We start from the raw sequence: 26,002 nt of genomic DNA, 5'->3' as shown, positions 1-26,002 counted from the left end.
GCTCGCCCATCGCGCGGCGATCGCATGGGCCGGGCAGTGAGTCACGCTGCCGACGACGCGGACCAACCCGTGCCCCCCAGGTACGGCGAGGAACTGCAAGCTCGACCCTTCACTTCAGGGCCGAGAAGCTGACGGAGGGCAGGTGGGAAGGTGACGATGCTCAAAAATGAAATGACCTCGAAAGTGATGGCACATGCGGAAATATGTGATCATGGGGGTGCAGGGGAGCGGAAAGGGCACCCAGAGCCAGCTCCTCGCCCACGACCTCGATCTCGTGCACATCAGCGTCGGCGACATCTTCCGCTGGCACGTCAAGAACCACACCAAGATCGGCGCCCAGGTCCGCCGCCTGGTCGCGGCCGGGGAACTGGTGGGGGACGACCTGGTGGAGGACGTCGTCAGAGGCCGGCTCCAGTTGCACGACTGGAATTACGGCTTCGTCATCGACGGCTTCCCGCGCAACCGGCGGCAGACGGAGTTCTTCCTGGAGAGCTACGACATCGACGGGGTGATCCACCTCGACCTGCCGGACGACGAGGTACGGCGGCGCGTCCTCGCCCGGCGGCTGTGCTCGCGGTGCGGCATGGACTACAACCTGATCGCCCACCGGCCGGAGGCCGAGGGGCGGTGCGACGTGTGCGGCGGGGAGCTGGTGACCCGGGCGGACGACACCCCGGACGCGCTGGCCAGACGGCTGCGCGACTATCACAGCAAGATCGATCCGGTGATCGAGTTGTTCCGGCGCAAGGAGTATGTGATGACGGTGGACGCCAGGGCCGACAAGATCACGATCCAGCGAGCCATCCGCACCCGCCTCAACCTCCCGCCGTACACGCCGTCACCCGCCGATCCGGCCGAGGTTTCGTCGCCCGCGGCATCCGGCTGATCCGGTCCGGCGTCGGCGTTGACTACTTTCCTGTGAGGAAAATCGATGCTAGTTTCCTCATAGGAAAGTAGTCACGACGATCAGGGATGCTCATGAATCCTCACGACGCGCAGTCTTCGCTCGACGACATCCGCCGCCATCAGGCCAGGACCCGAGAGGAGATCGTCCGCCAGAGCTTCGCCCTTCCCTACGTCCTCCTCGCAGCCCTGGGACTCTTTGTGGGCTTCGCGTCGGCTGACCTCGAACGCCCCTGGAGCACCGTCGCCACCCTCTGCGGGTTCGGGCTCTTCGCGGGAGTGGGTATTGTGCGCGAGCTTCGGGCCTCCGTCCGAAGGAAGCCCACCGTCCAGGAAGTGGTGTTCTTCTCAGGAGTGATGATCGGTATTTGCATGTTCTTCGGTATTGCCCGGATCGCCGCCTGGGCGTTGTTCGATGTGCCGGCGCATGGGCTGTTGTCGCAGGCCACGGTGGCTGCCGCTGCGACAGCCGTGGCATACGTCGCGATGACGCCCGTGAACCGCCAGGTCCTCGGGGGGATCATCGCGCATTACGGCGGACGCGGCTGATGGACCCGTCGTTCGACGAGTTCCTGCACGTCCCGGCGCGGTTGTCGATCGTCGCGATGCTGGCGCCGGCCGACTGGGTGGACTTCGGCTTCCTGAGGGACGCGATCGGGACCAGCGACTCGGCGCTGTCCAAGCAGATCTCGGCGCTGGCCGACGCCGGATACGTCGCGGTCCGCAAGGATCAGGAACGCCGGGCACGGCGTACCTACGTACGGCTCACCCCGGAAGGGCGGCAGGCATTCCAGCGGCACGCGGCCGCACTGGAACGGATCGTCGCGGTCGCGCGCACGCAAGCGGAACGGCCCACGCCGGACCGCGAACCCGGCGCCTGAAGCGTCATCAGCCCCGCCAGGACCTTGCCCATGATGTCCCTCCTTCAGGGTCCACCCCCTATACGAACGGCAGCGCCGCAGAATCGACACCGTCGGCTTTGACACATCGCATGACGAGGAACACGGGGAATTCGGCGGCGTCCGCCCGCTTGGCCGCCCATTCCGGGGCCGGCTCGGGCTCGGCCATCTCGTCCAGCCAGAGGCCGTGGCGGCGGAATGGCCTCGACACTACGCACGCGCGAGCCTTCGGATCAGGGGTGTTCGTCGAGCGCGGAAAGCAGCAAGCAGACCGTTCCGGCAAAGACTCGCCTATGGCATTGCATGGTCCTGGTGCGATCGCCGCCGCGGGTCCGCCGGGCAAGAGCAGGATCGCCCCGGGGCCGAGCAGGCGTTCACACGGAGGACGGAGTGCGTATGCCGGGGATCGTGGCGTTCGTCGCGCTCGCGGCGCTGAGCGGCGGCTGGAGCGGCCAGCCCGCGGCCGCGATCCCGATTCCGCGTGGCCCCGACCTTCGGATCACGCAGGCCGTCTCCCCGGCCCCGCTGATCGCCGGCGCGAAGTCCGTCCACACGGTGACCGTCGCGAACACGGGGGACGAGGACGCCGAAGACGTCGAGATCATCATCGATCCGAGCATGAGGATCGCCGGCCCGCTTCCCCACGACTGCGTCAGCGAGGGACAGACCGTCACCTGCGGCGGAACAGGCATGACCCTGGCACCGGGGGAGAGCGTCACATACGAGATCCCCGTCACGACCGACCCCGCCCTCCCCGACGGCACGAACATCACCAGCCGTGCCCAGGCCGCCGCCCCGGGAACGCGCGGCGACGCAACGGAGCTGATCAGCCGCGCCCGTACGATGACCGATGTCGAGATCGTCAAGACCGGCCCGCCCACGGCCAAGACCGGCCGCGTCGTCACCTACCGGCTGACCGTGACCAACCACGGACCCTCGCAGGCCACGGACGTCACCGTGCGGGATCCCACCGCCGAGCTCAGCGATCGCCCGGCCGAATGCCCCGGCCCCGCCCTCACCTGCCCGCTCGGCACCCTCGCCCCCGGCGAGAGCCGGACGTTCCCCTTCACCGTCACCCCGGCGACGACCGGCGTGACAGCCGACTGCGCCACCGTCCACACCGGCAGCCGCGACGCGAACGCCGCGAACAACCGCTCCTGCGCGTCCACCCGCGTGAGACCCCTCCGAAGTGCGATCTTCACGCCCCGCTCCACCCACGCGACACCCACCCCCGCGAACGGCCCTCCGACAGGCCGCAGAGCCGATCCCGGCCCTGACGCGAAGCCGAAAGCGCCGCGCGGCGGCGAGGGCCCCGGCCTCCACGAGTCCCGGCCGGAGCCGGTCGGCGGCGAGGCGCCGCAGCCCCGGCCGGGGCGGGGTTCCCGGCGCGACCAGGACACCCTCCCGATGACCGGCGTGTCGATGTGGATGCTCGGCCTGGGCATGGCCGTGCTGCTCGCGATCGGCCTGCTCGTGCGCCACTTCTCCGGCCGCGACCGAGCAGACCCGCCCTGACGGGCTCAGCGAGCGCGCGGCGCCAGCGCGTCCCGCGTCCACGAGCCGAGCACCAGCAACGTCTTCGTGCCGGTCACTTCCCCGGCCCGGCGCAACCGGTCGATGACCTGCTGGAGATGCCCCAGATCCCGTACCCGTACATGGATCAAGGCGTCCGGATCCCCGGCGATCGTGAACACCTGCTGCACCTCGGGAACGTCCGCCGCCGTCCGGACGATCTCGCTGACCGGTGTCGTGCCGGGGTAGCGTAGCTCGGTGAAAGCCTCGATGCCCCACCCCAGCTTGGCGTAGTCGATCTGCACAGTGAATCCGGTGATCACTCCGAGCTCCCGGAGCCGGTCCACCCGCCGCTTGACCGCGGCCACCGACAGCCCGACCCGCTCGGCCATCTCCGAGAACGTCCTGCGCCCGTCCTCCCGCAGCAGCCGCAGCACGTGGTGATCGATCTCGTCCACGTCAGGCACGCCAGACCTCCCTCAGACGCAAAGTACACCAGCCATGAAGCCCGAATCCTCTTCTTATTTGCGTCTTTGGCCCGCTTTCTCATCTAATACTTGCGCATATCCTGCCCGCGTTGGTGTGCTGGGAATCCCCCCGCACGAAGCCAGGAGGTCAGCGTGAGCGAGACGCCTGTGTCCCTCGACGACAAGTACACGGCACCAGACGGCCGGGTGCTCATCTCGGGCATCCAGGCCCTGGTCCGCCTGACGCTCGAACAGCGCCGCCTGGACGAGGAGCGCGGGCTGGACACGCGGGTGTTCGTCTCCGGCTACCAGGGCTCCCCGCTGGGGGGCGTGGACCTGGAGATGGGGCGGGCGGCTCGGTTCCTGGACGAGGCGGGCGTGGTGTTCCAGCCCGGCCTGAACGAGGAGCTCGCCGCCACGTCCGTGGCCGGGACACAGCTGCTCGGCCAGGTGCCGGGCCGCCGCCACGAGGGCGTGACCGGCTTCTGGTACGGCAAGAACCCCGGTCTCGACCGGGCCGCCGACGCCATCAGGCACGCCAACACGGCCGGCGCCGCGCCACTCGGCGGCGCCGTGGCCTGGATCGGCGACGACCCCGGCTGCAAGTCCTCCACCCTGCCCAGCTCGTGCGAGCCGATGTGCCAGAGCCTGTCCATGCCGCTGCTGGCGCCCGGCTCGGTGGCGGAGATCATCGAGTTCGGGCTGCACGCGGTGGCCCTGTCCCGCGCCACCGGGCTCTGGGCCGGCCTGAAGATCGTCGCGGACATCGCCGACGCCTCCGCCACCGTGGACCTCGGCCCCTTGCGGGACGGCATCCCGATGCCCAGCCGGGACCAGAGCCGGGCGAACGCCATCCTGCTCGGCCCGGCCGCTCTCGACGCCGAGCACGACCTGCTCACCCGCCGCCTTGACCTGGCCCGCCAGTACGCCCGCACGCACGGGCTCAACCGTGTCATGTCCGGCTCCGGCAACACCGCGCTGGGCATCCTGGCCTCCGGCACCACGTACGCGGTCGTCCTGCGGGCGCTCGCGGACCTCGGCCTGGACGAGACGGCCATGGACGACCTCGGACTGAGGCTGATCAGGCTGGCGATGCCGTTCCCGATCGCGTACGACGACCTGGCCGCCATGACCGCCGACCTCGACCGGGTGCTGGTGGTCGAGGACAAGGTGCCGTTCCTGGAGGGACACCTCAAGCAGGCACTGTACGGAAGCGAGCGTCCCCCGGCGGTCGTCGGCAGGGAGCTCCTGACCGCCCGCGGCACCCTGGGCGCCGAGGACGTGGCCAAGGCCATCGCCGCCTGCGTGGGCCGGGACCGGCTGCCGCGCCAGACCGTACGGGTGGCCAGGCGCGCGCTGCCGATCGTCGCCGCGCGCACCCCCTACTTCTGCTCGGGCTGCCCGCACAACACCTCCACCCGTACGTCCGACGACACGCTGGTCGGCGTCGGCATCGGCTGCCACGCCATGATCGCGCTCGACGGGCACGGGCGCGGCACGCAGGTCGGCATCACGCAGATGGGCGGCGAGGGCGCCCAGTGGATCGGGCTGGCGCCGTTCACCGAGGACCGGCATTTCGTGCAGAACCTCGGGGACGGCACCTTCCACCACTCCGGCTCCCTGGCCATCAGGGCCGCCGTCGCCGCCGGGGTGACCATGACGTACAAGCTGCTCTACAACGACGCCGTGGCCATGACCGGCGGCCAGCGCGCCGAGGGCCGCCTCGACGTGCCCGCGCTCACGCACGAGCTGGCCGTGGAGGGCGTGCGGCGCATCGTGATCACGACGCCGGAGCCGGAGACGTACCGCGGGGTGCGGCTGGCCTCGATCACCTCCGTACGCCACCGCGACGACCTGCAGGCGGCCGAGCGGGAGCTGGCCGCGCTCGACGGCGTGACCGTGCTGATCCACGACGACCGGTGCGCGGCCGAGGAACGGCGGCTGCGCAAGCGCGGCAAGCTCCCCACCCCGGTCAAGAAGGTCGTGGTGAACGAGCGGGTCTGCGAGGGTTGCGGCGACTGCGGCGACGTCTCGACGTGCCTGTCCGTCCAGCCGGTCGAGACCGAGTACGGCCGCAAGACCCACATCCACCAGCCCTCGTGCAACTCCGACCTGAGCTGCCTCAAGGGCGACTGCCCCTCGTTCCTGCTGGTCGAGCCGGGAACCAAGCCCGCCCGCCAGACGCCGCCCCTCCCCGTGGATCCGCCCGAGCCCGTCGACAGGCCCGCGGAGGCGTTGATCAGGATGCCCGGCATCGGTGGCACCGGCGTCGTCACCGTCTCGCAGATCCTGCAGATGGCCGCCCACCTCGACGGGCTGCACGCGGCCGGTCTGGAGCAGACCGGGCTCGCGCAGAAGGGCGGGCCCGTGGTCAGCGACGTGCGGATCTCGAAGCAGCCGGTCAGCGGCTCTGTGCGGGCTTCGCAGGGCCGCGCCGACGTGCTGATCGGCTTCGACGTGCTGGGCGCGGCGGCCGACGGCAACCTGGAGGTCGCCGCGCCGGAGCGCACCGTTGCCGTGCTCAACACCTCCGTCGTGCCCACCGCCGCCATGGTCATCGGCCGCGTGCCGGTGCCGGGGCATGCGAGCGCGGTCGCCCGCGTCGAGTCCGCCACCCGGCGCACCGTGTGCCTGGACGCCCATGAGCTGGCCGAGGCGCTGTTCGGCGACCACATGCCGGCCAACCTGCTGCTCGTCGGCGTCGCGTACCAGCATGGCTGCCTGCCCGTGTCCGCCGTCGCCATCGAACGGGCCATCGTCCTCAACAGGGCCGCCGTCGAGCAGAACCTCGCCGCCTTCCGCTGGGGCCGCGCCGCCGTGGCCGATCCCGACGCGGTACGCAAGGCCGTCCTGCCCGAGGCCGAGAAGCCGGCAGAGAAGCTGGAGGACGTGGTGGCCGTCCGCGTCGAGGACCTGACCGGCTACCAGAACGCGGCCTACGCCCGTACGTACGCCGAGGACGTGGGCCGCGTGACGGCCCTCGCCGTCGAGCGCGCGGGGGAGGAGGCCGGGACGGGGATCGCCCTCGCCTACGCCCGCGGCCTGCACAAGCTCATGGCCTACAAGGACGAGTACGAGGTCGCGCGCCTGCACCTCGACCCCGCCGAGAAGGCCAGGCGGGAACGGGAGTTCGGTCCGGACGCCGTCGTGTCGGTGCTGTTGCACCCGCCGGCGCTGCGTGCGATGGGCATGAAGCGCAAGATCGAGCTGCGCCGCTCCGCCCCGGTGCTGTTCCGCGGGCTACGGGCCGCGCGGGTGCTGCGCGGGACGGCGCTCGACGTGTTCGGCCGGGCCCATGTCCGGCGGGTCGAACGCGAGCTGGTCGCCGAGTACCGTGAACTGGTGCGTTCCGCCCTGAACCGGCTCACCCCGGCGACCGCCGAGGCCGTCGCGGAGATCGCCGGCCTGCCCGAGCTGATCCGGGGGTACGAGGACATCAAGCTCGCTCGCGTCGCCGAGTTCCGCGAACGCGCCAGGACCGCCCTGACCCGACTGGCCGAGCCCGCACTGATCGAGGAGTGCCCGTGACCGTCGACCGCCTGCTGCCCGACCAGGACGCCAAGGACCTCATCGAGCTGACCCGCGAGATCGCCGACAAGGAGCTCGCGCGGCGGGTCGACGAGCACGAGCGCGCCGAGACCTACCCCTCGGGGTTGTTCGCCGTACTGGGCGAGGCGGGGCTGCTCGGGTTGCCGTATCCGGAGGAGTTCGGCGGCGGCGGGCAGCCGTATGAGGTGTACCTGCAGGTCATCGAGGAGCTGGCGATGCGGTGGGCGGCCGTCGCGGTCGCGACCAGCGTGCACACGCTCGCCTGCTTCCCCGTTCTCGCCTACGGTACGGCCGAGCAGCGGGCACGGTGGCTGCCCGACATGCTGGCCGGGCGGCTGATCGGCGGATACAGCCTGTCCGAGCCGCAGGCCGGCTCCGACGCAGGGGCGCTGACGTGCAAGGCAGAGCGGGTCGCGGACGGCTACCGGATCAGCGGTAACAAGGCGTGGATCACGCATGGGGGCCTCGCGGACTTCTACGCCCTGTTCGCCCGTACCGGTGAGGGGTCGCGTGGCATCTCCTGCTTCCTCGCGCCGGGCGCGGCCGACGGGCTCACCTTCGGGCGGCCCGAGGAGAAGATGGGGCTGCACGCCGTGCCCACGACCAGCGCCCATTGGGACGGCGTGGTGCTGGGGGCCGACCGGCTGATCGGCGCGGAGGGGCAAGGGCTCCAGATCGCGTTCAGCGCGCTCGACTCCGGCCGGCTCGGCATCGCCGCCTGCGCCACCGGCCTCGCGCAGGCCGCACTCGACGAAGCGGTGGCCTACGCCAAGGAGCGGCGGACGTTCGGCAAACGGATCATCGACCATCAGGGGCTCGGGTTCCTGCTCGCGGACATGGCCGCGGGGGTGGACAGCGCGCGGGCGACGTACCTGGACGCGGCCCGCCGCCGCGACGCCGGACTGCCTTACAGCCGGCAGGCCAGCGTGGCCAAGCTGGTGGCCACGGACGTGGCGATGAAGGTCACGACCGACGCGGTCCAGGTCTTCGGCGGGTACGGGTACACGCGCGAGTTTCGCGTCGAGCGCTACATGCGCGAAGCCAAGATCATGCAGATCTTCGAGGGGACGAACCAGATCCAGCGCCTGGTGATCAGCAGACACCTGGCCAAGTAGCCTCTGACATGCAGAAACCCCGCTTCCCTGTGGTGGGAGGCGGGGTTCTTTGTGTTGGGATGGGGCTCTAGATGATCACTGTTCCGTCCCTGTTCCGTGAGAGACCTCGCGCGGACGGAACAGCCGGTCGTCAATCGCCTTGCGAGCCCGGTCGTGTGTGACTCGGGCATCTGTGGGCGTAGACGCGGAGATGAAGCCTGGTGTCGGATCCGCCGAGGTGATCGCCCCACCTCGGTCCACGAGAGGTTCTCTGACCGAGGCAGGACAACGGTCCAGGCCAAGCCTTCCGACAGCCACGCGGAGTCGGCTCGGAGCACCCCCTCGTAGCGTGCCACGATGTCTCGGAAGCCCATGTGTGCTGACCCTCTCTGCGTTCTGCGCATAAGAAGAAATGCGGGCCGTTGCGAGGGGAGATCGGTCATCGGCGCACCCGATAGCGCAGGTGGAGCACCCGGTTGCCCTGGATCACCACGTCAGGATCCTCCAACAGGTGTTGTGCGTCGACCGACCCGAAGTAGCGCTTGCCGGACCCGAACACGACGGGTACGACGTCCATGCGCACCTCGTCGATCAGGCCCGCGGCAAGCACCTGGCCACCGACGTCGCCGGCGGCGACCTCCACCATGCGGTCGCCCGCAAGCTCCTGTGCCTTGGCCATGGCGGCCTCGACGCCGTCGACGAAGTGGAACGGCGCCTCGGGGTCCCAGCCCTCGGGCATCGGCCGGTGCGACACGACGACCACGTGGTCGATCCCGCCCGGCGGCTTGCCGCCCCAGCCGTCCGTCAGGTCGAAGACGTGGCGGCCGACGATCGTGACTCCGATCTGGTCCCAGTACGCCCGGGTGTAGTCGTAGGACGTCTGCGACACCTTCACCTCCCCCGTCTCGTCCAACGGGACGTCACCGCTGGACAACCAGTCGAACAGCGGTCCGGGCTGGTCATTCTCGTCCGCGACGAAGCCGTCCACCGACACCGAGCTGTACATGACCACCTTGCCCACGGGGCTCTCCTCTGCTTTGGGGTGCCCCCAAATTAGCGTGTCGTGAGCTGTCGCTCTTGTAAGAAATCAATCGGCCGGCAGCGGCCAGCCGTCCATCACGTGGCCGGGATGTTCGCGCAGGAACCGCCGCCGGACTTCGACGTACCGGGTCGGCGTGAGCCCGGTGAACGCCCGGAACTCGTGGCCGAAGTGGGCCTGGTCGAAGTAGCCTGCGCCACCGGCGAGGTCGCCCCAGTCGATCGGTCCGGCGGGGTTGATCGCGAACACGGTGGCGGCGAAGCGGTAGGTGCGGGCCAGCCGCTTCGGCGTGACGCCGATGAGCTCCTTGAACCGCTGTGCCAGATGAGTGTTGCTGACACCGGCTGCCACGCTCAGGTCGCTGATCGCCACCGCCCCGCTGGTCGCCGCGATGACGCTGCTCGTGTGGCGGACCAGACCCAAGCCGGCGGTCGCGCAGAGCCGTCGCATCAGCTCGTCCTCGAGCAGTGTCAGCATCTCGTGCGGCCCGGCCGCCGTGGCCAGCCGGTCTCGCAGCTCAGCGGTGGTGGGGCGGCCCCAGATCTGCTCCACCGTCACCGGCCGGTCGCACAGCTCGGCCGCGGGCATCGGCAGGAACGGCGCCAGCCCCCACGGCTTGAAGTGCACGCCGATCGACCGGGTGCCCGGTGGGTAGCCGAACTCGAAGGCGCGGGTGGGTGTGGTGACCACGCAGCCGTCGGCGTACTCGGCCGTCTCGATGCCGGTGCCGGCGCGGATGCGGAACGGCGCCCCGAGATTGAGGATGAGCAACGCCGACGGCATCGGCGGCAGCGTCAGCCGGGCGTACGGCGGCGCGCCCTCCAGGTAGTAGAGGTCGTCGATCAGCCCGTTCAGCGGCGGTCGCGGCACTCTGGACACGTACTGCACGCGTCACAGCATCGCCGATGCACGGGTGGGCCGCCAGGTCGTCGTACGCCGTCAGTCGCGGAACTGCGGCGGGCGCTTCTGGCAAGGGCGGCCCTCGCGGTGGCGGCCGTGGTGCTGGCCGGGGTCAGCGTTGTTCAGCGTTCCCAGGCTCCGGCGGGGATGCTGTAGAAGGTACGGGCCGGCGTCCACCACTCCCGATCTGCGAAGCGTCCCGTGATCCGGCCGACCACGCACCACAGGGTGTGGACGTCATGCTCAAGGTCACCGTCGGGGTCGAGTGCCAGGCCCTCGGTGAAGGGCCGGTAGTCAGGGAGAGACATGTGTCCGCCCTCCTCGTACGGTGGATTGACATCGCCGAGCAGTTCCCCGTCGTAATGGAGGTACAGCGGCTCGAGTCCTTCCCCCACCTCGCCCCAGAACTTGATCTGGAAGGCTCGCCGCTTTCCGAGATTGCCGATCGCGGGATGGGTCGAGGACAGCCCGAAGACGAGGAGATGGGTCCAGCCCGGCGCTTGCGGGCCGATCCAGATGCCTTTCGCCGGAGGGCCTTTGTACCTTCCCGCGAGCATTGTCACGTCGCACTCCAGGCGTGAGCCCGGGTCCACGCGGAATCGGCTGGACAGTTCTTCCGGGTCGTCGCTCTCCACCCAGAGGGCATGGAAGCCGACGGCCCAGTGGTGCCAGAGTGACTGTTGGTGACTCTGAGTATTGGCTTTGCCCACGGAGGGGAATGTGCAGGTCATGAGCACTCAAGCTGATGGTCCGAGGCGGCGAACGCTGCTTACAGGAGTCGCGTCCTTGGCAGCGGCCTGCCTTGCCGGCTGCTCATCGGCCGAGGTAACGAACCAAATGCACAAGGCGGCGCCCGCATCCCTCACAGGAGCGGCTCCTGACACGCCGAAGGCCGCTTACGAACGGCTGATGGAGGGCAACAGACGCTGGGTGACGAACACACTCAAGCATCCGGATCGCGATCCCACACGCCGGGAATTGCTGGCCGCCAGCCAGCAGCCCTACGGAGCGGTGCTGTCATGCATCGATTCCCGGGTGCCTCCCGAGCTCGTCTTCGACACCGGCCTGGGGGATTTGTTCGTCATGCGTAGCGGCGGGGTGGCTGTGGAGCCCGTCATCATCGGCTCCGTCGAGTACGGGCCGATGACCAGCGGAACCCCGCTGATCGTCGTGCTCGGTCACCAGCGATGCGGCGCGATCTCCGCCGCGTACAAAGCCCTGCGGGAAGGTAAGCCGCTACCGGGCAACCTCCAGGCGATCGTGGAGGCTCTGCGCCCGGCATACGAACAGAGCGTACGGCAGAGCAGCGCCGACCCCGCCGATACGATGGCCAGGGCCCAGGTGAAGCTGACCGCGGACGCCCTGCGCGGCAATCGAGACCTCGCGCCGCTGGTGAGCAAGGGAGTGCTGGCCGTGGTCAGCGCGTACTACTCCCTGGACACAGGCCAGGTCGAGATCCTGAACGGCGCACCTGCCTGAGCGCTGGCGAGCACGAGCTTCGACCCGAGCCGTCCCACACGCGGGCCGTGCCGTCCTGAGCACCGGTCACCGCGAACACGCCCGTTTTCGACACCGCTGAGGGCTGGCGGGCCACGGGATCACCACACGTCGACGTCGACGCCGATCGCGATGGTCCGCAGGGCGCTGAGCGCGACCCAGGTGCGCGTGTTGCTGTCCAGCCCGTAATTGCCGGGGTCGCCCGTCCCGGGCAGCAGGTCGAGCACGGCGCTGATGTGGCCGCACTCCGCCGCGTTCCGGGCCACGTGCGCGGACTCGCGCCGCTTCGTCGCCTTGGGCAGCTTCGCGAGCGCAGCGTGCTGGGCGCCGAGATCGATCACCTGGTCGGCGGTCGGGCCGGTGGGCCTGCCCTCGGACGAGATCCGCTCGGCCACCGGCAAGTCGTCCCGCACCCAAGCTCGGTTGATGTGGCCCCACAGCCGGAGCAGATCCGGCTGCCCGTAGACGGTGAGCGCGCGGGCAGCGGTCCAGTCGTCGAACCAGCGCACGCCATAGGCGTGTGACTTGTCCGGGTCGTTCCGCTCGCTGCGCTCCCCGATCAGCTCACGCACCAGCTCTGTCTCGCCCCGCCTGAGCAGGCAGACCAGCCAGGGCACGCCGTGGTGCCGATCTCTCGGCGTGCCCTGGCCCTCGTCCAGCACGACGCGGGCCTCCTGCTCCCGGCCGCACTCGGTGAGCGCCCAGACCAGCGGCAGGCGGACCTCCCAGTTCGAACGGTCGGCGTCGGCGGCCTCGCGCGCGAAGGCGAACCACTGCTCGGAGCGTTCGTGCCGCCCCAGGACCGCGCACGCCCCGGCGACCGCCGCAAGATCCGCCGCGTCGCTCACGTCCGCGGGATCGCTGCCGGCGTAGGGGAAGACCGCTGCGGCTTCGGCGTCGAAACCGGCCGCGCCCAGCGTGAGCGCGATCCGCGCGAGATGTCCGAGACGTCGCCGGTGTTCTGGCATCGCGAGGGCCAGTTCGCGGGCTTCGGCAGTCTCACCCCGCCGGGCGCAGACCATCGCGAGCTGCTGGAGCGTGTCGACGGTCCACTCGGCGTGGACGACCGAGTCCTGAACGGTCAGGTCGACGAGCGTTCCCCGGACCACCGTGATCAGATCGGTGACGGTGGCGGTGTCGGGTGGCGGCCACGTCCCCGTCGCCTCTGCCGTGCTGCCGCGTCCCCGGAACGGCGCCAGCAGCCGCTCGGTCTCCGGTGAGGCCGCGCCCACTCCCGCGTGGGCGGGGTCGGGGAAGATCTTCTGGTCGCCCCAGCGGAACGGCCAGGCGAAGCGGCGGGCGATGGACCAGCAGAGCCGATCGTCGAGCTCCGCGAGCTCCGCGAGATCGTCGTCCCGGCCGGGCTCTGCGATGACCGTGCCGTCCTCGAACGCCACCGCCCAGCTGTCCTCGTCCAGTGCGAACGTCGGGTTGAGCCGGAGCTGGTCGCCGAGGTCACGGCCGGCGAAGACGAGCGGGCGACGGGCGGCCGGGGCGTGGTGGAAGGGGTGGTCGGCCACGATCTCGCCGGTCTCGGGGCGCAGGAAGCGCACCGCGTGCGAGCCGATCGCGATCAGCACGTCGTCGGCGGGCCATTCCAGGCCGAAGCCGTGATCCCACTGACCGATGGTGCGCCGGACGCCGTCCAGGACGCGCAGCCGTTTCTGGGCGTTCACCGAGCGACCAGATCTCGATCCGCCCCTCGGCGGTGACGCAGGCGGCCCGCTCGCCGTTCGGTGACCAGGCCCACGACCGGGCGTCCCAGCCGCGCGGGTTGGAGGTGTCCGCCTGAACGTTCAGGTCGTACCGGTGCTCGCCGGCCGTCGCGTCGATGATCCCGACGGTCCCGCCCGCCGGGTCCACCACCGCCAGCCGACCGCCCGGCCCCCAGCACAGGACGTCGGCGCCCGGGTAGCCAGGAAGCTCCGCCGTGGTCTCACCCGTCAGCGCGTCGGCGATGATGAGCTTTCCGCCGCGTTGGTAGGCCAGGAGTCGTTCGTCCAGGCTCCACTCGGGCGGAGCCGCATCCTGATCCTCTTCCAGCCCCAGGATCCAGGAGACCTGCCGTTTCTCCACGTCGAGCGAGATCGCCGCGTACTCGTGCCCCGCCTCTCCGTAGACACGGGAGCCGTCGCGCGACCAGAACGCCCGGTCGAGGATGAACTCGGGCTCGTCGCTCCAGGTTTCCCGGGACTCGTCCGGCAACGGTCCGCTGAACTCGATCGGCGCGGTTCCCTCCGGGTGGGCGTCCGGTGGCCCGGCGACCGAGCCCTCGTGCATCGCCACGATGACGTTGCGCAGGACGTCCGACTCGCCTCCGAAGACGAACGCGCGCCTGCCGTCGGGGGCGAAGGCCATGCCCAGCGGTCTGCCGGAGGCGAGGAAGAACGCGTCGGCGATCGGCTCGGGGTCGGTGCCGAACGGGTCCCACACCCCGGTCGCGTTGGTGTTGTACTCCAGTGCGATTCGCGTGCCGTCCGCCGACCACTGGAGGCTGCGTGTGTAGTCCGGGAAGCCGATGCCACCCATGATGCCGTCGATCGCGTGGACGCAGCGGCCGGTGGCGACCTCGAAGACCTGCAGGACCCCGCCCCGGTCGTAGTCGTCGCCGGTCCCGCTTCCGATCGCGAGGTGGCGGCCGTCCGGGCTGAGCGCGTGGCCGTTCAGCTCGCCGTGGTGCACGTCGAAGTGGCGCAGCAGCGCGCCCGCGTCGCGGACCCGGGCGGTCGCGAGGCGATGCGCGTCGGTGACGCCGTGGGCGCGCTCCAGAGCCTGGAGGGCGTCCCGCAGCGGCACGGTGTCGCGCTCCGGGCAGAACGCGGACCAGTCGGCGTTCTTGAGGGTGTCGAGGGCCTCGTCGGGTCCCATTCGCTCGTCCGGGACGCCGGTGAACGGCGGGGACGGCGGCGGAGTGCCGGGCTCCCGGCCTTCGAGCACGGCCGCAAGCGCGTCCTCATCGTAGATCGGAACGCCGCGCACCGCCGCCGGACCCGCCTTGGCCCCCGACTTCGCCCCGGCGAAGACCAGGTCCGTCTTCGCCGAGACCGACGCGGTCACCTTCGCGCCCAACGCTTCCAGGCCGCGCTTGGCCTCATCCTTCGAAAGCCGCCCGAACCGCCCGGCCAGCACGATCTGGCTGCCACTAATGATCATGCCAAGCGACGGTAGCGGAGTGCGGCATGATGATCCACCGCGCTCCTTCTTCTGGCCTGCATCGCAGCACGAACGCCTTCGCTGCACTGCGGTTGCGAGCGGGTGCTCTCGCAGAACGGGGTGGGGACACACGCGGGATGATCGGTGACAGCCACGCTGGCGGATGTTGCTGACACCCGGCCTGGACGATCACGGGAGTGTGTGGGGCGAACTCCGGTAGGTTCGCGGAAGATTTTGACTATTCTTATCTGACGCAACGCCAAGCAGCGGCAATGAGTTGCCGTGATTTGCCTCGCGCGATGAGTGCCATCGCCTCTCTGTGTTTGTATAGAGCGTATGAGGGTCCTTCAGCGGACCTGTTTCGCAGAGCGGTGTCGCAGGGATTTCTGCGAGGTTCCTTCGCGGTTTCTCGTTATATACAGGTCGGCAGGAACGCTGCTTCCGCCGGCCATGTCTGCTGCCCATGCCCGGAAAAATGCGCCGTTTTCTCGATGGATCGTTGGGCTGGACGGGTGCCGAGGGCGCGGGACTCATGGTTGAGGTGCGGAAGTGTGAAGTCCTGGCGGCCACGGAAGGGGAAGGGGGAGAGTATGTGACGACACCTCGGATCGACTACCGGGAGCTGTTCGCCTGCACGCCCAGCCCTCATCTCGTGCTGGGCCCCAACTTGGTGATCATCGACGTCAACCGGGCGTATCTCTCAGCGACCGGCCGCTCTCGTGAGAATCTGATCGGGCGGTACATCTTCGATGCCTTCCCCGGAAATCCGGCGGACCCGGGCGCTGACGGGGTGCGGAATCTGGACGCCTCCTTGCACCGGGTCCTGCGCTCAAAGCAGCCGGACACGATGGCGCTGCAGAAATACGACATCCCTGTGGCGGACAAGCCCGGCGTGTTCGAGGAACGGTGGTGGTCCCCGATCAACACTCCGGTGCTCGGCCAGGACGGGAAGGTGGCGTGGATCATCCACCGCGTGGAGGACGTGACCGCGTTCGTACTGTCTCATACCGCCCGTACGCAAGGAGGCGAGGCGCCCGGCGAGCGAGAAGCGATGGAGGCCGAGCTGTACGCGCGGGCGCGCGAACTCCAGCGGCTGAACGAGGAACTGCGCCAAGCCCACGCCAACGAACGCCAGGTCGCTCTCACCTTGCAAGAAGCCATGCTGCACTCGCCCGACCTGGCCCAGCACCCGGAGGTCGCCGTCCGCTACCTGCCCGCAGCCGAATCCCTGAACGTCTGCGGCGACTGGTACGACGTGATCGACCTGCCCGGCGACGGGCTCGCCATCACGGTCGGCGACGTCGTCGGCCACGGCCTGGAGGCCGCCGCGATCATGGGCATGCTCCGCAGCGCGCTGTCCGCCGCCATCCGGACCTTCCAGGAGCCTGCCAAGGCGTTGGAGGCCCTGGGCCTGTACGCGCGCTCGGTGGAGGGGGCACTGGCCACCTCCATCATCCAAGCCGTCATCGACACCCGCAGCCACCACATCACCTACAGCAGCGCCGGTCACCTCCCGCCGGTGCTGGCCCACTGCGACGGCACCTGCGACCTGCTCGACCAGGCCACCGACCCGCCGCTGGGAGCCCGCCCCACACACACCGCCCGCCCTCAGGCCTACCTGCCCTACAGCCCCGGCGACGCCCTCGTGCTCTACACCGACGGGCTCATCGAACGCCGCGGCGAGGACATCGACGCGGGCCTGCGCCGGCTCTGCGACGCACTCGCCTGCTCCGCCTGCCTCGGCCCCGAAGGGCTGGCCGACGCCCTGCTCGCCCGCCTCGGCGTCAGCGGAGGCGGCCGGGACGACGTCGCCTTGATCGTCGCCCGCCTGTAGGTCCCTCCGCTCGGCTCTGGGTGGTCGACAGCCAAGCCCAGGACGGCCACCCGCGGCGACCTCGCCACCCTCGTCCAACGGCGGCAGTGACCAGCGCCCCCCAAGGTGACGGTAACTAGGCCGTTCGAGCTGCCATGGCTCGCCAGCCGAAGGCGACGGCGCCGGTCAGGAGCACCACGCCGGACAGCACACCGCTGATGAGAGGCACCCAGGCGATGGCGTCCGTCGCCGCCAGCACGAGACCGGCGACGCCGAGCAGGGTGAGAACCACGCCCGGTACGGCGATGGCCCAGTCCTTCCAGACCGGTGCCAACGCGACGAAGTGCACACCGACCACGAACGCCACCCACGCCACGTTGGTCTGCTCAGGACGTCCCCAGGCGGCGAGCAGCCGAAGGCCGCCGAAGAGCAGAACGATCTCAGCGGCGACGATGATCAGATAGCCGCGGCCGTACATGTTCTGCCGCGGGCCCGCGGCGGGCCGCTCCTTCCGCGCGGCGCGGAACCACATGGCGATGACACTCGCGGCCGCCAGGCAGGCGGCCACCCGCAGGGTGTTCACGGTCAGGGCGTTCAGCGGGCTGTGCGCGTTGACGACGACGAAAACGGCGCCGAAGATCGCGCCAACGAGTAATCCGGTCATTCGTTGCATGACGCGATTCAAATGCACACCGGACTCCGTCCGCATGGGGGCTGGGGCGAGGACGAAGTCGGCCTGGCACTACCTCGCCGTGCCCCGCAGATACGCGAGCACCGCCAGCACCCGCCGGTTGTCGTCGGGAGTCTCGGGTAGCTCGAGCTTGGCAAACACGCTGGCCACGTGCTTGCCCACGGCCGCCTCCGTGATCGACAGGGTGCGGGCGACGGCGCTGTTGGAGCGCCCCTCGGCGATCAGGGCGAGCACCTCGCGCTCGCGCGGCGTCAGCTTGTGCGTCGGTTCGGTGACCTCCCTGGCCCTGGCCCAGGTCTGCTCGAACAGGTCGATGAGGGCAGTGATCAGACTCTGCTGCCTGATCATCAGGGCGCCCGGCGCGTAGGCGACGGGGGTGATCCGGACGAACGCCACCGAGCGGTCGAAGATGAGCAGTTGCTGGATCGGCTCGTCGATGACCCGGTGCAGGTCACCGGAGGCATGCAGCTGCCTGACCCAGGCCGCATTGCGCGGGTCGTCCAGCACGCTGGCGTGGATGATCGTGCGCATCGCCATGCCACGCTCCAGGGCATCGAGCACGCTCTGCCTGCTCGGCTGCTCCTTGCGGACTTTGTCCGGCCGGCCCACAGGGTGCATGGCGCGCAGCTCGCTCGCCGAGCGGGCGGCCTGCGCGATCTGCTGCCCGACGAGCGCGCTGTCCTCCAGCCGCTCAACGTCGACGGGGATGCCTCGCAGCTCGCCCACCGCCTCTTCCAGCCGATGGGCGAGCTGGGCCAGCTGGGCCAGCGACACGCTCTCGTCCACACGCCTCCTTCGCCGACCGCGCCACCCTCTGCCGTTGCGCGGGTCCTACCGGCAAATTCTGGCGGGTCTGACACCCTGGCCGTACCCGGACGAGAACATCACTCGACCTCCTTGGCGTAGTCCGGGCTGATGAACACCTTGACGGCCGGCCCGTTACGCAGCTGCCAGACGATCGCGAGCGTGCCGCCGGCGTCGATCGTCCCCAGGCACGCCTTCACGCCGCGTACGTCCACGTTCTGCCGGCCCACTCGCTCGGGTAGTCCGGGCGGACCTCGGCGACCATCCGCACCGCCGCGCGCTTACGCGGCTCGGCCGGGTAGGGGGACTTGGCTGCCATGACTCGATCCCCTCAAGGGAACGAGCCTCCAGCGAAGTCGGGCGCTTCACTTGAGTACGGCCCGGAACGAGCGTCGGGTCGCCGGCACCGTCGAGCTGTCAGTCGGCTTTCGCCAGCCGGTATTGGGTGGGCGTGACGCCGTACGAGCGGGTGAACCAGCGGGTGAGGTGGGCCTGGTCGGTGAAACCGGCCTCGCCGGCGACCCGGGCCGCGGGGTGTCCCAGGGCGAGCAGGTGGCGTGCGGCACGCAGGCGGAGCTGGCGCTGATATTCGCTGGGCGCCAGCCCGTAGGTCGTGTGGAAGGCCCGGTAGACCTTGTACCGGCTGGAACCGGTCCAGACCGCGAGGTCGTCGGCGCTGATCGGGTCGGCGTAGCGGTCGTGGATCAGTTCGCGTGCCTTCGCGGCGAGATGCGCGACCGCCGGCGTACGGGGAATGGCTCGGGGTCGCGCAGGCGTACGCGCGGCCAGGCGCGAGAGGGCGGCGACGGCGGCGCAGAGGAGCTCGTCGCGCTCGAGCGGGCCGGCGCCGTGTGACAGCGCGGTGTGCAGCCTGCGCAGCCGCGCCGCGAGGGCGGGAGAGTCGAGGACCGGGGCGGCGAACAGTGGCAATCCGGCGGGGCGCTGCGTCACGTCGGGGATGACGTCGGTGATCAGCTTTTCGCCGATGTGCACGATCCGGTACGTGAATCCCTGTTCGTGGGCCGCGTGCCCGTCGTGTACCTCGTCCGGGTTGAACGCCATGACCATCCCGGCCGCGCTCGTGTGCCCGGCACCGCGGCACGTGAAGGTCTGCGCGCCGTGCTCGGTGACGCCGAAGGAGTACGTCTCGTGGCTGTGGCGGTGGTAGCGGTGGCGCAGGAAGCTCGCGTACATGGCTTCCAGCGGCATCTCGGCCGAGCGCCAGTACGTCGCCCACTCCCGGCCTGCCCGGCTCCTGCCGGTCATCTCGTCATCACCTCGTTCGCCCCCGGCCATGAGTGCGGACATGAGCGCGGGCATGAGCGCGGCGCACGAGCGTACAAGACCGGCCGGTCGGTGTGAGCGCAGCATGTTCGCTGGTTGTCGCGCCCGCCTCCATGGTCCACGGGCGCGGAAGGACGCGTTGCGGAGGTGTTCCCATGGCAGGCACGATAACGGGCAGTCCGGTCGGGACCCGGCCGTACCTGCTGCTGGCCACGACGATGCTGCTGTGGGGTAGTGGCTTCAGCAGTTCCAAGGTGATCGTCGACCACCTGCCCCACCCCGTGGTCGCGGTGTTGCGTTTCGGTGGCGGTGCTCTGGCGCTGCTGGTCGCCCTGCGGTTGTCCCGGCGAGACGGTGAGGGCGGTGGCCGCCGGCGGTCGTCACCGCGGGACTGGGCGAGGGCGGCCGGCGCGGGTGTGCTGGGCGTCTTCGTGTACAACCTACTGTTCTTCTGGGGACTGTCGCTCGCGCCGGCGATCGACGGGAGCACCATCGTCCCGGTCATGAGTCCCGTGCTGACCACGGCCTTTCTGCTGGTCACGCGGCAGAAGAAGACATCGGCGGCGCGGGTGGCGGGGTTGGCGTGCGGGGCGGCCGGGGCCGTGATCTTCTTCGTGGGCTCGGGCGGAGCGGCGGGCGGAGGCCAGGTCCGGCTCGCGGGCGATCTGCTGTTCCTGCTCAGTGCCGGCTGCTGGGCCGGGTACACGCTGCTGGGCCGCCGTGTCCTTGCCGGTATCGAGCCGCTTCGGGCGACGACGTACGCCACGGTGAGCGGGGCCGTGCTGCTGGGAATCTACAGCGCTCCGGCGGCCGTCGAGGTCGCCTGGCACGACGTGCCCGCCTACGTCTGGCTGAACGTCGTCTTCGTGGCGCTCGGCCCGACCGCGGTGGCGAACCTGCTCTACTACCGGGGCGTTCAGGCCGTGGGCCCCGCGTCGGCGTCCATCATGATGTTCCTCGTACCCGTCGTCGGGACCACGTGCTCCGCCCTGCTCCTGGACGAGTCCTTTGAAGCCGTGCAGGCGGTGGGAGCGGCCGTGCTCTCCGTCGGAGCCGTCCTCGCTGTCACCCAAGGCAGGATCCCGAAGCGGCGTCGCGCTATCACGTCCTGACATTGCCGGACATCGACCAGCACATGCCGCTTCCACGCTGACGGCGCCGCCCTGGTTGCCGCTGTCAGCGTGGAAGGAAGGCGTCAAGTGGGGCGACCCTCCGGTACGGCGCCGCCGTCCCGGGCGGGCGGGCCGAGCAGTTCGGCGAGCGGCAGCTCCGGCCGCACGCCGCGCGGCAGCAGGTCCCCCGTCGGGCCGGTCCTCGCGACCCGTCCGTCGGCGAGCACGAGCAGGCGGTCCGACACCGCGGCGGCCACATGGGCGTCGTGGGTGATGAGCACGACGGCGACGCCGAGGTCGGCCCGTAGCCCGTCGAGCAGCCCCAGCACACCGGCCTGGGTCACGGTGTCCAGCGCGGAGGTGACCTCGTCGCAGATCAAGACGGCCGGCCGGGCCGCCAGGGCGCGGGCGAGCGCCACCCGCTGGCGCTGCCCGCCGGAGAGCTCGCCCGGCAGCCGCCCGGTGAGGGACGCCGGCAGCCCCACCGCGTCGAGCAGCCGCCGCACCTCCGCATCCAGTTCGCCACCGAGCCGCATGCCGCGCAACCGCCGCAGCGGGCGCACGAGCGCGGTACGCACGTCCTGCCGCGGGTGCAGCGCGTCGGCGGGGTTCTGGGCGACCAACTGGACCGCTGCCCGCTCCTGATCGGTGCGCCTTCGGACGTCGCCCGCGAGCGGCGCGCCGAACAGCGCCACCTCCCCTTCGTCGGGCCGATGCAGGCCCGCCAGGCAGCGTGCCAGCGTGGTCTTGCCGATCCCGGACGCGCCCAGCACGGCGAGGCACTCGCCGTGCCGGACGTCCAGGTCGATCCCGCTCAGCACGATCCGGCGCGATCCGCCTTGCCCGTAGCCGGCGGTGAGTCCGCGCACAGCGAGAACCGGACCAGCCGCGCCGCCGGCCCCAGGGGAGTGCTCGTTGGGGTTCATACCGGAGTGTCCACGAGAGTGCCCGTTGACGGGGCCGCCGGTATCTCCGCTGGGGTTCATGCCGGAGTGTCCGCCGGCATCTCCGCCAGGAATCCTGTCGGCGGGTTCGCCGGTGTTTCCGCTGAGGTGCCCGCCGCGGTGGCGGTCGAGCGTGGGGACGGTCGCGTGGATCAGTTGGCGTGCGGCTGCGGAGTCGGGGTCGCGCAGTGCCCGGTCGGCGGGGCCGTCCTCGACGATCCGGCCGGAGTCGACCACCACGACCCGGTCGACCAGGGGGCCCACCGTGTCCAGGTCGTGGCTGATCCACAGCAGGGCGACACCGCTGTCGCACAGGCGGCGCAGCTCCCGTACGACCTCGGACTTCGCCCGCAGGTCCAGCGCGGTGGTGGGCTCGTCGAGCACCAGCAGCCGGGGCTCGCGGGCGAGGGCCGCGGCGAGCACGATCCGCTGCTGCTGCCCGCCGGAGAGCTGGTGCGGATACCGGCGGGCGAAGGCGGGGTCGCCGGGCAGGGCCACGCGTTCGAGCAGTCGCGCCACGAGCGCGGCGCGCTCCCGCCGGGGGATCCGCCGCCCGGCGGCGGTCAGCAGCGCCGCCCCGATCCTGGCGTAGGGGTTCAGCGCGGTGCCGGGGTCCTGGCCCACGTACGAGACGACGCCACCGCGCAGGCCGGCGGGAGGCGCCGGCAGCATGGGCACACCGTTCACCAGCACCTGGCCGCCGGTGTGCCGGATCCCGGAGCGCAGATGGCCGAGCACGGCCAGTGCCAGGGTGGTCTTGCCCGAGCCGGAGGCTCCCACGACGCCGACCGCCTCACCGTCGCGGATCGTCAGGCTGACCCCGTCGATGACCGGGCGTCCGCTCGCGCGCAGCCGCAGTTCGTCGACCGACACCAGCGCGCTCATGCGAGCAACCCCCTGCTGCGGCGGGCCAGGTCGTCGGCGGCGAGGTTCGCCGCCACCGCGATGACCGCGACGCCGAGGACGGGGGCCAGCAGCGCCCACGGCTGCAGCGCCGCGCCTGGCAGCGCCTCCACGATGAGCAGCCCCCAGTCCGAGTCCGAGGTGGACAGCCCGAGGAACCCGGCGGCGGCCACCAGATAGACGGCGGTGACGAACCGGATCCCGGCGTCGGCCAGCAGCGTGCCCCCGACCAGCGGCAGCACCTCCCGGAACAGCAGCCACCCCCAGCGTTCGCCGCGCGCCACCGCGGCGTCCAGATGCGCCCGGCCGATCACCTGCGCGGCGGCCGCCCGCGCCACCCTCGCCGCCAGCGGCGCGCTCGCCGTCGCGACGGCGAGCACCAGCCCGGCCCGGTTCGGCAAGGCCGTCAGGATGAGCAACAGCAACAGGATCGGCGGGACCGCCGCGGCGGCGTCCATCGGCCGCATCAGCAGCGGCTCCAGCCACCGTCCGCGCGGCCCGGCGAGTGCGGCGACCAGGCCGGCGGACGCGCCGAGTGCGGTTCCGGCCAGCGCCGCGGCGAGGCCCGTGAGCACCAGCGGCCTGCCTCCGTGCAGCATGCGGCTGGCGACGTCGCGGCCGAGGTGGTCGGTGCCGAGCAGCCCGGCCTGGCCGGGGGCCGCGTACGGCGGGCCGACCGGTTTCGTCGCGGAGTACGGGGCCAGCTCCGGCCCCAGCAGGATCACCAGAGCCACCAGAGCGAACAGGGCGATTCCGGCGATCTTCACCATGCGCCGCAGCGTGCCGGTCATGAGATGTCCCGGGTGCGCAGGCGCGGCGTCAGCAGCCGCACCGCGACGTCGGCGAGCAGCAACGCGAGGAGCATCGCCGCACCGAGGATCAGCACCAGCGCCTGCACCACAGGCAGGTCGCCGCTCTGCACGCCCGAGACCAGCAGCTCTCCGATGCCCGGGTAACCGAAGACCTTCTCCACCAGCACCGCGCCGCCGACCAGCCCGACCCCGGTGACCAGCCAGGCTTGCACGGCGACCGGGAGCACGGCGGGCAGCACGGCGGTGCGCAGCACGGCCGCCCTGGAGGCGCCCGACAGCCACAGGAACTCGACGTGCGGCGCCCGCATCGCCGCGGCGGCCGCCGCCCTGATCACCCTGGTGGCGTACGCGAGCCCGACCAGCAGCAGGCTGGCCACCGGCAGGACGAGCACCTCGGGGTGGGCGAGCGGATGCGACCCCGCTGGAATGATCGCGACCGCGGGCAGCAGCCGCCAGGTGACGGCGAACAGCACCACCAGCGCGCCCGCCACGACGAACTCCGGGAGCGACACCAGCAGCAGCGCCCCGCCCGACACGATCCGGTCGGCCGCGCCGCCGCTGCGCGTACCGGCCAGCAGGCCGAGCCCGAGGGAGGCGGGGACGAGGACGGCGGCGGTGAGCCCGGCGAGCAGCGCGGAGTTCCCCACCCGGTCGGCCAGCATCGCCGTCACCGGCTGCCCGGTCGTGGATCGCCCGAAGTCACCGCGCGTCAGGCCGGCCATCCACTCGGCGTACCGGGACAGCACCGGGCGGTCCAGGCCGAGGTGCGCCCTGAGCTCCGCGATCCGCTCCGGGCCGGCCGTCGGGCCGAGCCTGCTGGTCACCGGATCCCCCGGGAGCAGGTCGACGCCGACGAAGACCGCGATGGAGAGCAGGGCCAGCAGCCCTGCGCTGGCGGCGAGCCTGCCGAGCACGTGGCGCACGACAGCGGGAGGGGCGAGGCTCACGCGAGCCCCGCCTTGCCGAGATACGGATATTTCGCCAGGCCCCGCGTCTCGACGCCCGCGACGTTCTTCCTGGCCACTGAGAGTGTGTCGGCCAAGCCCCACACCACGCAGTTGCCTTCCTCCGCCATCACGTCCTGCACCTCGGTCCACGAGCGCTTCCGCTGGGCCGCGTCGGTGCTGCCGAAGGCCTTGGCGAAGGCGGACCGCAGCCGGGGGGCGGGAAGGGCCAGCGACGGGTAGGCGGCCAGGCGACCGTAGATCACCATGAGGGGGATCGCGCCGATGGAGAAGGCGATGCCGTTGGCTTCGGCCAGGGCCTTGACGTCGAAGAAGTTCTGCATGCCGACGATGTCGGGGCGCACGTTCAGGCCGACTTCGCGCAGTTGCTCGGCGAACAGCTGGGTGGAGGCGTTGTATCCGGCCTCGTACTCCGACGACCGGATGGTGACCTGCGCCCCTTCGGCCCCAGCCTCCCTTAACAGCCTCCTCGCCTGGTCGACGTCGCGGGCGGGCGGCTCTCGGTCGCTGAAGTATTCGCTTCCCGCGCCGAACAGGTCGTTGCCGGGCTCGCCGTACCCGAGCAGCACGGTGTCGACCAGGGCCTTCCGGTCCACGGCCAGCCGTACGGCGCGGCGGGCCCGAGGGTCGTCGAACGGAGGGCGGGTCGCGTTGAGTATGAACCCGAATCCCACCCGGTTGCCCTCCCCGGCCTGGCGGATCTCCAGCTCGGCGCTGCCGGTGCCGGCCCTCGCGATGCTGAACGGGATGTCCACCGCGTAGTCGGCCTGGCCGGTGAGCACGGCGTTCACCTTCGCCTGGGGGTCGGTCAGGCTCGACAGGACGAGGGTGTCGGCGTTGGGCGCGCCGCCCCAGTGTCCGTCGAACCGGCGCAGCCTGGTCTGGCGTCCGGCCTCGAACGCCTCTACCTGGTACGGCCCGGTGCCCACGGCGTCGGCCGCCGAGAACGAGCGGGCGCCGTCCTTGATGATCTTTCCGGGGAACGAGGCCAGCATGAGTGCCGGATCGCCGACGGGCTGTCGCGCCGGCACCCGGACCGTACGGTCGTCCACGACCTTGACGCCGCCCGTGTCCACGTAGAGCTGGAGTTCGTTCGGGTAGGGCCGCTCGGGCGAGGTCATGTAGCGCAGGCTGTAGGCGACGTCCGCGGCGGTGAACGGCGAGCCGTCGTGCCACCGCACCCCCTCGCGCAGGCGCAGCACGAACGAGCGCCCGTCGGAGGCGGGTTCCGCCGTCAGCGCGAGCGCCGGGGCCGCCCTGCCGTCGACCAGCGAGAACAGGGAGTCGTAGATCACGTCGTTGCGGATGAAGTCGCTCGGCGCGCCGCCCCCGAACGGGTCCAGCGACTCGGCCGCGCCTCCTCCGGTGAGCACCGCCCGGAACTGGCCGCCCCGGCGGGGCGTGGACGGCGTGCTCTGCAGGACGGGGCGGGGTGTCGCGCTCGTGCTGGGGGCGCAGCCACCGAGCAGCGCGCCGACGCCGGCGAGCCCGAGACTCCATCCGGCCGACCGCAACAGGTCACGACGGGTGTGCGACATGCATGACCTCCAGGCTGCAACCCAAGGTTGTGAAAATGATTTTCATAGTCTAGCGTGCCGAGCATGGTTGTGGAATGCCCGAAAACAAGGTAAGCCTAACCTAATCACTTGATTGGCGGACAA

Annotated in this window: 23 protein-coding genes; 9 read left to right on the top strand and 14 right to left on the bottom strand. The window is 70.8% G+C overall.

Annotated elements, in window-relative coordinates; translation table 11 throughout:
- Window positions 1–193: 193 nt before the first annotated feature.
- The 4 genes from ACTMTI_RS24415 (at window position 194) to ACTMTI_RS24400 (ending at window position 3,317) form a co-directional block, all read left to right on the top strand.
- Window positions 194–886 (top strand): adenylate kinase family protein, encoded by a 693-nt coding sequence (locus tag ACTMTI_RS24415; RefSeq protein WP_441122817.1) that lies wholly within the window; start codon window positions 194–196, stop codon window positions 884–886.
- Between the two features lie 92 nt (window positions 887–978).
- Complete coding sequence (locus ACTMTI_RS24410; RefSeq protein WP_441122816.1) at window positions 979–1,452, top strand: hypothetical protein; 474 nt, start codon at window positions 979–981, stop codon at window positions 1,450–1,452.
- Window positions 1,452–1,784, top strand: coding sequence for a winged helix-turn-helix domain-containing protein (locus ACTMTI_RS24405; protein WP_441122815.1), 333 nt, complete (start codon window positions 1,452–1,454; stop codon window positions 1,782–1,784). Before ACTMTI_RS24410 ends, ACTMTI_RS24405 begins: the two co-directional genes overlap by 1 nt.
- Before the next feature lie 414 nt (window positions 1,785–2,198).
- On the top strand, window positions 2,199–3,317 hold the full coding sequence (locus tag ACTMTI_RS24400; RefSeq protein WP_441122814.1) for a DUF7507 domain-containing protein: 1,119 nt from the start codon (window positions 2,199–2,201) through the stop codon (window positions 3,315–3,317).
- Window positions 3,318–3,322: 5 nt separating this feature from the next.
- On the opposite strand, the gene ACTMTI_RS24395 is transcribed toward ACTMTI_RS24400, so the two are convergent.
- On the bottom strand, window positions 3,323–3,781 hold the full coding sequence (locus ACTMTI_RS24395) for an Lrp/AsnC family transcriptional regulator (RefSeq protein ID WP_441122813.1): 459 nt from the start codon (window positions 3,779–3,781) through the stop codon (window positions 3,323–3,325).
- Between the two features lie 153 nt (window positions 3,782–3,934).
- Here ACTMTI_RS24395 and ACTMTI_RS24390 point away from each other — a divergent pair, with 153 nt between their 5' ends.
- Window positions 3,935–7,309, top strand: a complete 3,375-nt coding sequence (locus tag ACTMTI_RS24390) for an indolepyruvate ferredoxin oxidoreductase family protein (RefSeq protein WP_441122812.1) — start codon at window positions 3,935–3,937, stop codon at window positions 7,307–7,309.
- Window positions 7,306–8,445 (top strand): acyl-CoA dehydrogenase family protein, encoded by a 1,140-nt coding sequence (locus ACTMTI_RS24385; protein ID WP_441122811.1) that lies wholly within the window; start codon window positions 7,306–7,308, stop codon window positions 8,443–8,445. The genes ACTMTI_RS24390 and ACTMTI_RS24385 overlap by 4 nt, the downstream gene beginning before the upstream one ends.
- Window positions 8,446–8,863: 418 nt before the next feature.
- Here the strand turns inward: ACTMTI_RS24385 and ACTMTI_RS24380 are convergent, their stop codons facing one another.
- The 3 genes from ACTMTI_RS24380 to ACTMTI_RS24370 all read right to left on the bottom strand — a co-directional run bounded on the left by ACTMTI_RS24380 (window position 8,864) and on the right by ACTMTI_RS24370 (window position 11,073).
- Window positions 8,864–9,445, bottom strand: a complete 582-nt coding sequence (locus tag ACTMTI_RS24380) for a dihydrofolate reductase family protein (protein WP_441122810.1) — start codon at window positions 9,443–9,445, stop codon at window positions 8,864–8,866.
- A 66-nt stretch (window positions 9,446–9,511) separates the two neighbouring features.
- Window positions 9,512–10,351: a helix-turn-helix domain-containing protein gene (locus ACTMTI_RS24375; protein ID WP_441122809.1), complete on the bottom strand. Its 840-nt coding sequence runs from the start codon at window positions 10,349–10,351 to the stop codon at window positions 9,512–9,514.
- A 134-nt stretch (window positions 10,352–10,485) separates the two neighbouring features.
- On the bottom strand, window positions 10,486–11,073 hold the full coding sequence (locus ACTMTI_RS24370; protein ID WP_441122808.1) for a hypothetical protein: 588 nt from the start codon (window positions 11,071–11,073) through the stop codon (window positions 10,486–10,488).
- A 199-nt stretch (window positions 11,074–11,272) separates the two neighbouring features.
- Here ACTMTI_RS24370 and ACTMTI_RS24365 point away from each other — a divergent pair, with 199 nt between their 5' ends.
- Window positions 11,273–11,842, top strand: a complete 570-nt coding sequence (locus tag ACTMTI_RS24365) for a carbonic anhydrase (RefSeq protein WP_441122807.1) — start codon at window positions 11,273–11,275, stop codon at window positions 11,840–11,842.
- Window positions 11,843–13,315: 1,473 nt separating this feature from the next.
- On the opposite strand, the gene ACTMTI_RS24360 is transcribed toward ACTMTI_RS24365, so the two are convergent.
- Window positions 13,316–15,013 (bottom strand): BRCT domain-containing protein, encoded by a 1,698-nt coding sequence (locus ACTMTI_RS24360; RefSeq protein WP_441122806.1) that lies wholly within the window; start codon window positions 15,011–15,013, stop codon window positions 13,316–13,318.
- 592 nt (window positions 15,014–15,605) lie between these two features.
- Between ACTMTI_RS24360 and ACTMTI_RS24355 the strand changes: the two genes are divergently transcribed.
- Complete coding sequence (locus ACTMTI_RS24355) at window positions 15,606–16,847, top strand: PP2C family protein-serine/threonine phosphatase (protein WP_441122805.1); 1,242 nt, start codon at window positions 15,606–15,608, stop codon at window positions 16,845–16,847.
- A 115-nt stretch (window positions 16,848–16,962) separates the two neighbouring features.
- Here ACTMTI_RS24355 and ACTMTI_RS24350 read toward each other — a convergent pair whose 3' ends face one another.
- From ACTMTI_RS24350 to ACTMTI_RS24330, 5 genes are all read right to left on the bottom strand, one after another.
- Window positions 16,963–17,490: a hypothetical protein gene (locus tag ACTMTI_RS24350; protein WP_441122804.1), complete on the bottom strand. Its 528-nt coding sequence runs from the start codon at window positions 17,488–17,490 to the stop codon at window positions 16,963–16,965.
- Window positions 17,491–17,568: 78 nt separating this feature from the next.
- A complete protein-coding gene (locus tag ACTMTI_RS24345) occupies window positions 17,569–18,303 on the bottom strand; it encodes a LuxR C-terminal-related transcriptional regulator (RefSeq protein WP_441122803.1) in 735 nt (244 codons plus the stop codon).
- Between the two features lie 98 nt (window positions 18,304–18,401).
- A complete protein-coding gene (locus ACTMTI_RS24340; protein ID WP_441122802.1) occupies window positions 18,402–18,536 on the bottom strand; it encodes a hypothetical protein in 135 nt (44 codons plus the stop codon).
- Entirely contained in the window at window positions 18,518–18,640 is a 123-nt protein-coding gene (locus ACTMTI_RS24335; RefSeq protein ID WP_441122801.1) for a hypothetical protein, read from the bottom strand. Before ACTMTI_RS24335 ends, ACTMTI_RS24340 begins: the two co-directional genes overlap by 19 nt.
- Window positions 18,641–18,738: 98 nt before the next feature.
- Window positions 18,739–19,629 (bottom strand): AraC family ligand binding domain-containing protein, encoded by an 891-nt coding sequence (locus ACTMTI_RS24330; RefSeq protein ID WP_441122800.1) that lies wholly within the window; start codon window positions 19,627–19,629, stop codon window positions 18,739–18,741.
- Between the two features lie 131 nt (window positions 19,630–19,760).
- Here ACTMTI_RS24330 and ACTMTI_RS24325 point away from each other — a divergent pair, with 131 nt between their 5' ends.
- Window positions 19,761–20,717, top strand: a complete 957-nt coding sequence (locus tag ACTMTI_RS24325) for a DMT family transporter (protein ID WP_441122799.1) — start codon at window positions 19,761–19,763, stop codon at window positions 20,715–20,717.
- Between the two features lie 83 nt (window positions 20,718–20,800).
- On the opposite strand, the gene ACTMTI_RS24320 is transcribed toward ACTMTI_RS24325, so the two are convergent.
- The 4 genes from ACTMTI_RS24320 to ACTMTI_RS24305 are packed head-to-tail and all read right to left on the bottom strand — an operon-like array spanning window position 20,801 to window position 25,879.
- A complete protein-coding gene (locus tag ACTMTI_RS24320) occupies window positions 20,801–22,546 on the bottom strand; it encodes an ABC transporter ATP-binding protein (protein ID WP_441122798.1) in 1,746 nt (581 codons plus the stop codon).
- Window positions 22,543–23,355 (bottom strand): ABC transporter permease, encoded by an 813-nt coding sequence (locus ACTMTI_RS24315; RefSeq protein WP_441122797.1) that lies wholly within the window; start codon window positions 23,353–23,355, stop codon window positions 22,543–22,545. Before ACTMTI_RS24315 ends, ACTMTI_RS24320 begins: the two co-directional genes overlap by 4 nt.
- Complete coding sequence (locus ACTMTI_RS24310) at window positions 23,352–24,323, bottom strand: ABC transporter permease (RefSeq protein WP_441122796.1); 972 nt, start codon at window positions 24,321–24,323, stop codon at window positions 23,352–23,354. The genes ACTMTI_RS24315 and ACTMTI_RS24310 overlap by 4 nt, the downstream gene beginning before the upstream one ends.
- Window positions 24,320–25,879, bottom strand: a complete 1,560-nt coding sequence (locus ACTMTI_RS24305; RefSeq protein WP_441122795.1) for an ABC transporter substrate-binding protein — start codon at window positions 25,877–25,879, stop codon at window positions 24,320–24,322. The genes ACTMTI_RS24310 and ACTMTI_RS24305 overlap by 4 nt, the downstream gene beginning before the upstream one ends.
- Between the last annotated feature and the right edge of the window lie 123 nt (window positions 25,880–26,002).

Source organism: Nonomuraea sp. H19 (assembly GCF_052068215.1).
Classification (GTDB): domain Bacteria; phylum Actinomycetota; class Actinomycetes; order Streptosporangiales; family Streptosporangiaceae; genus Nonomuraea.
This window is presented reverse-complemented; position numbering and strand designations above follow the sequence as displayed.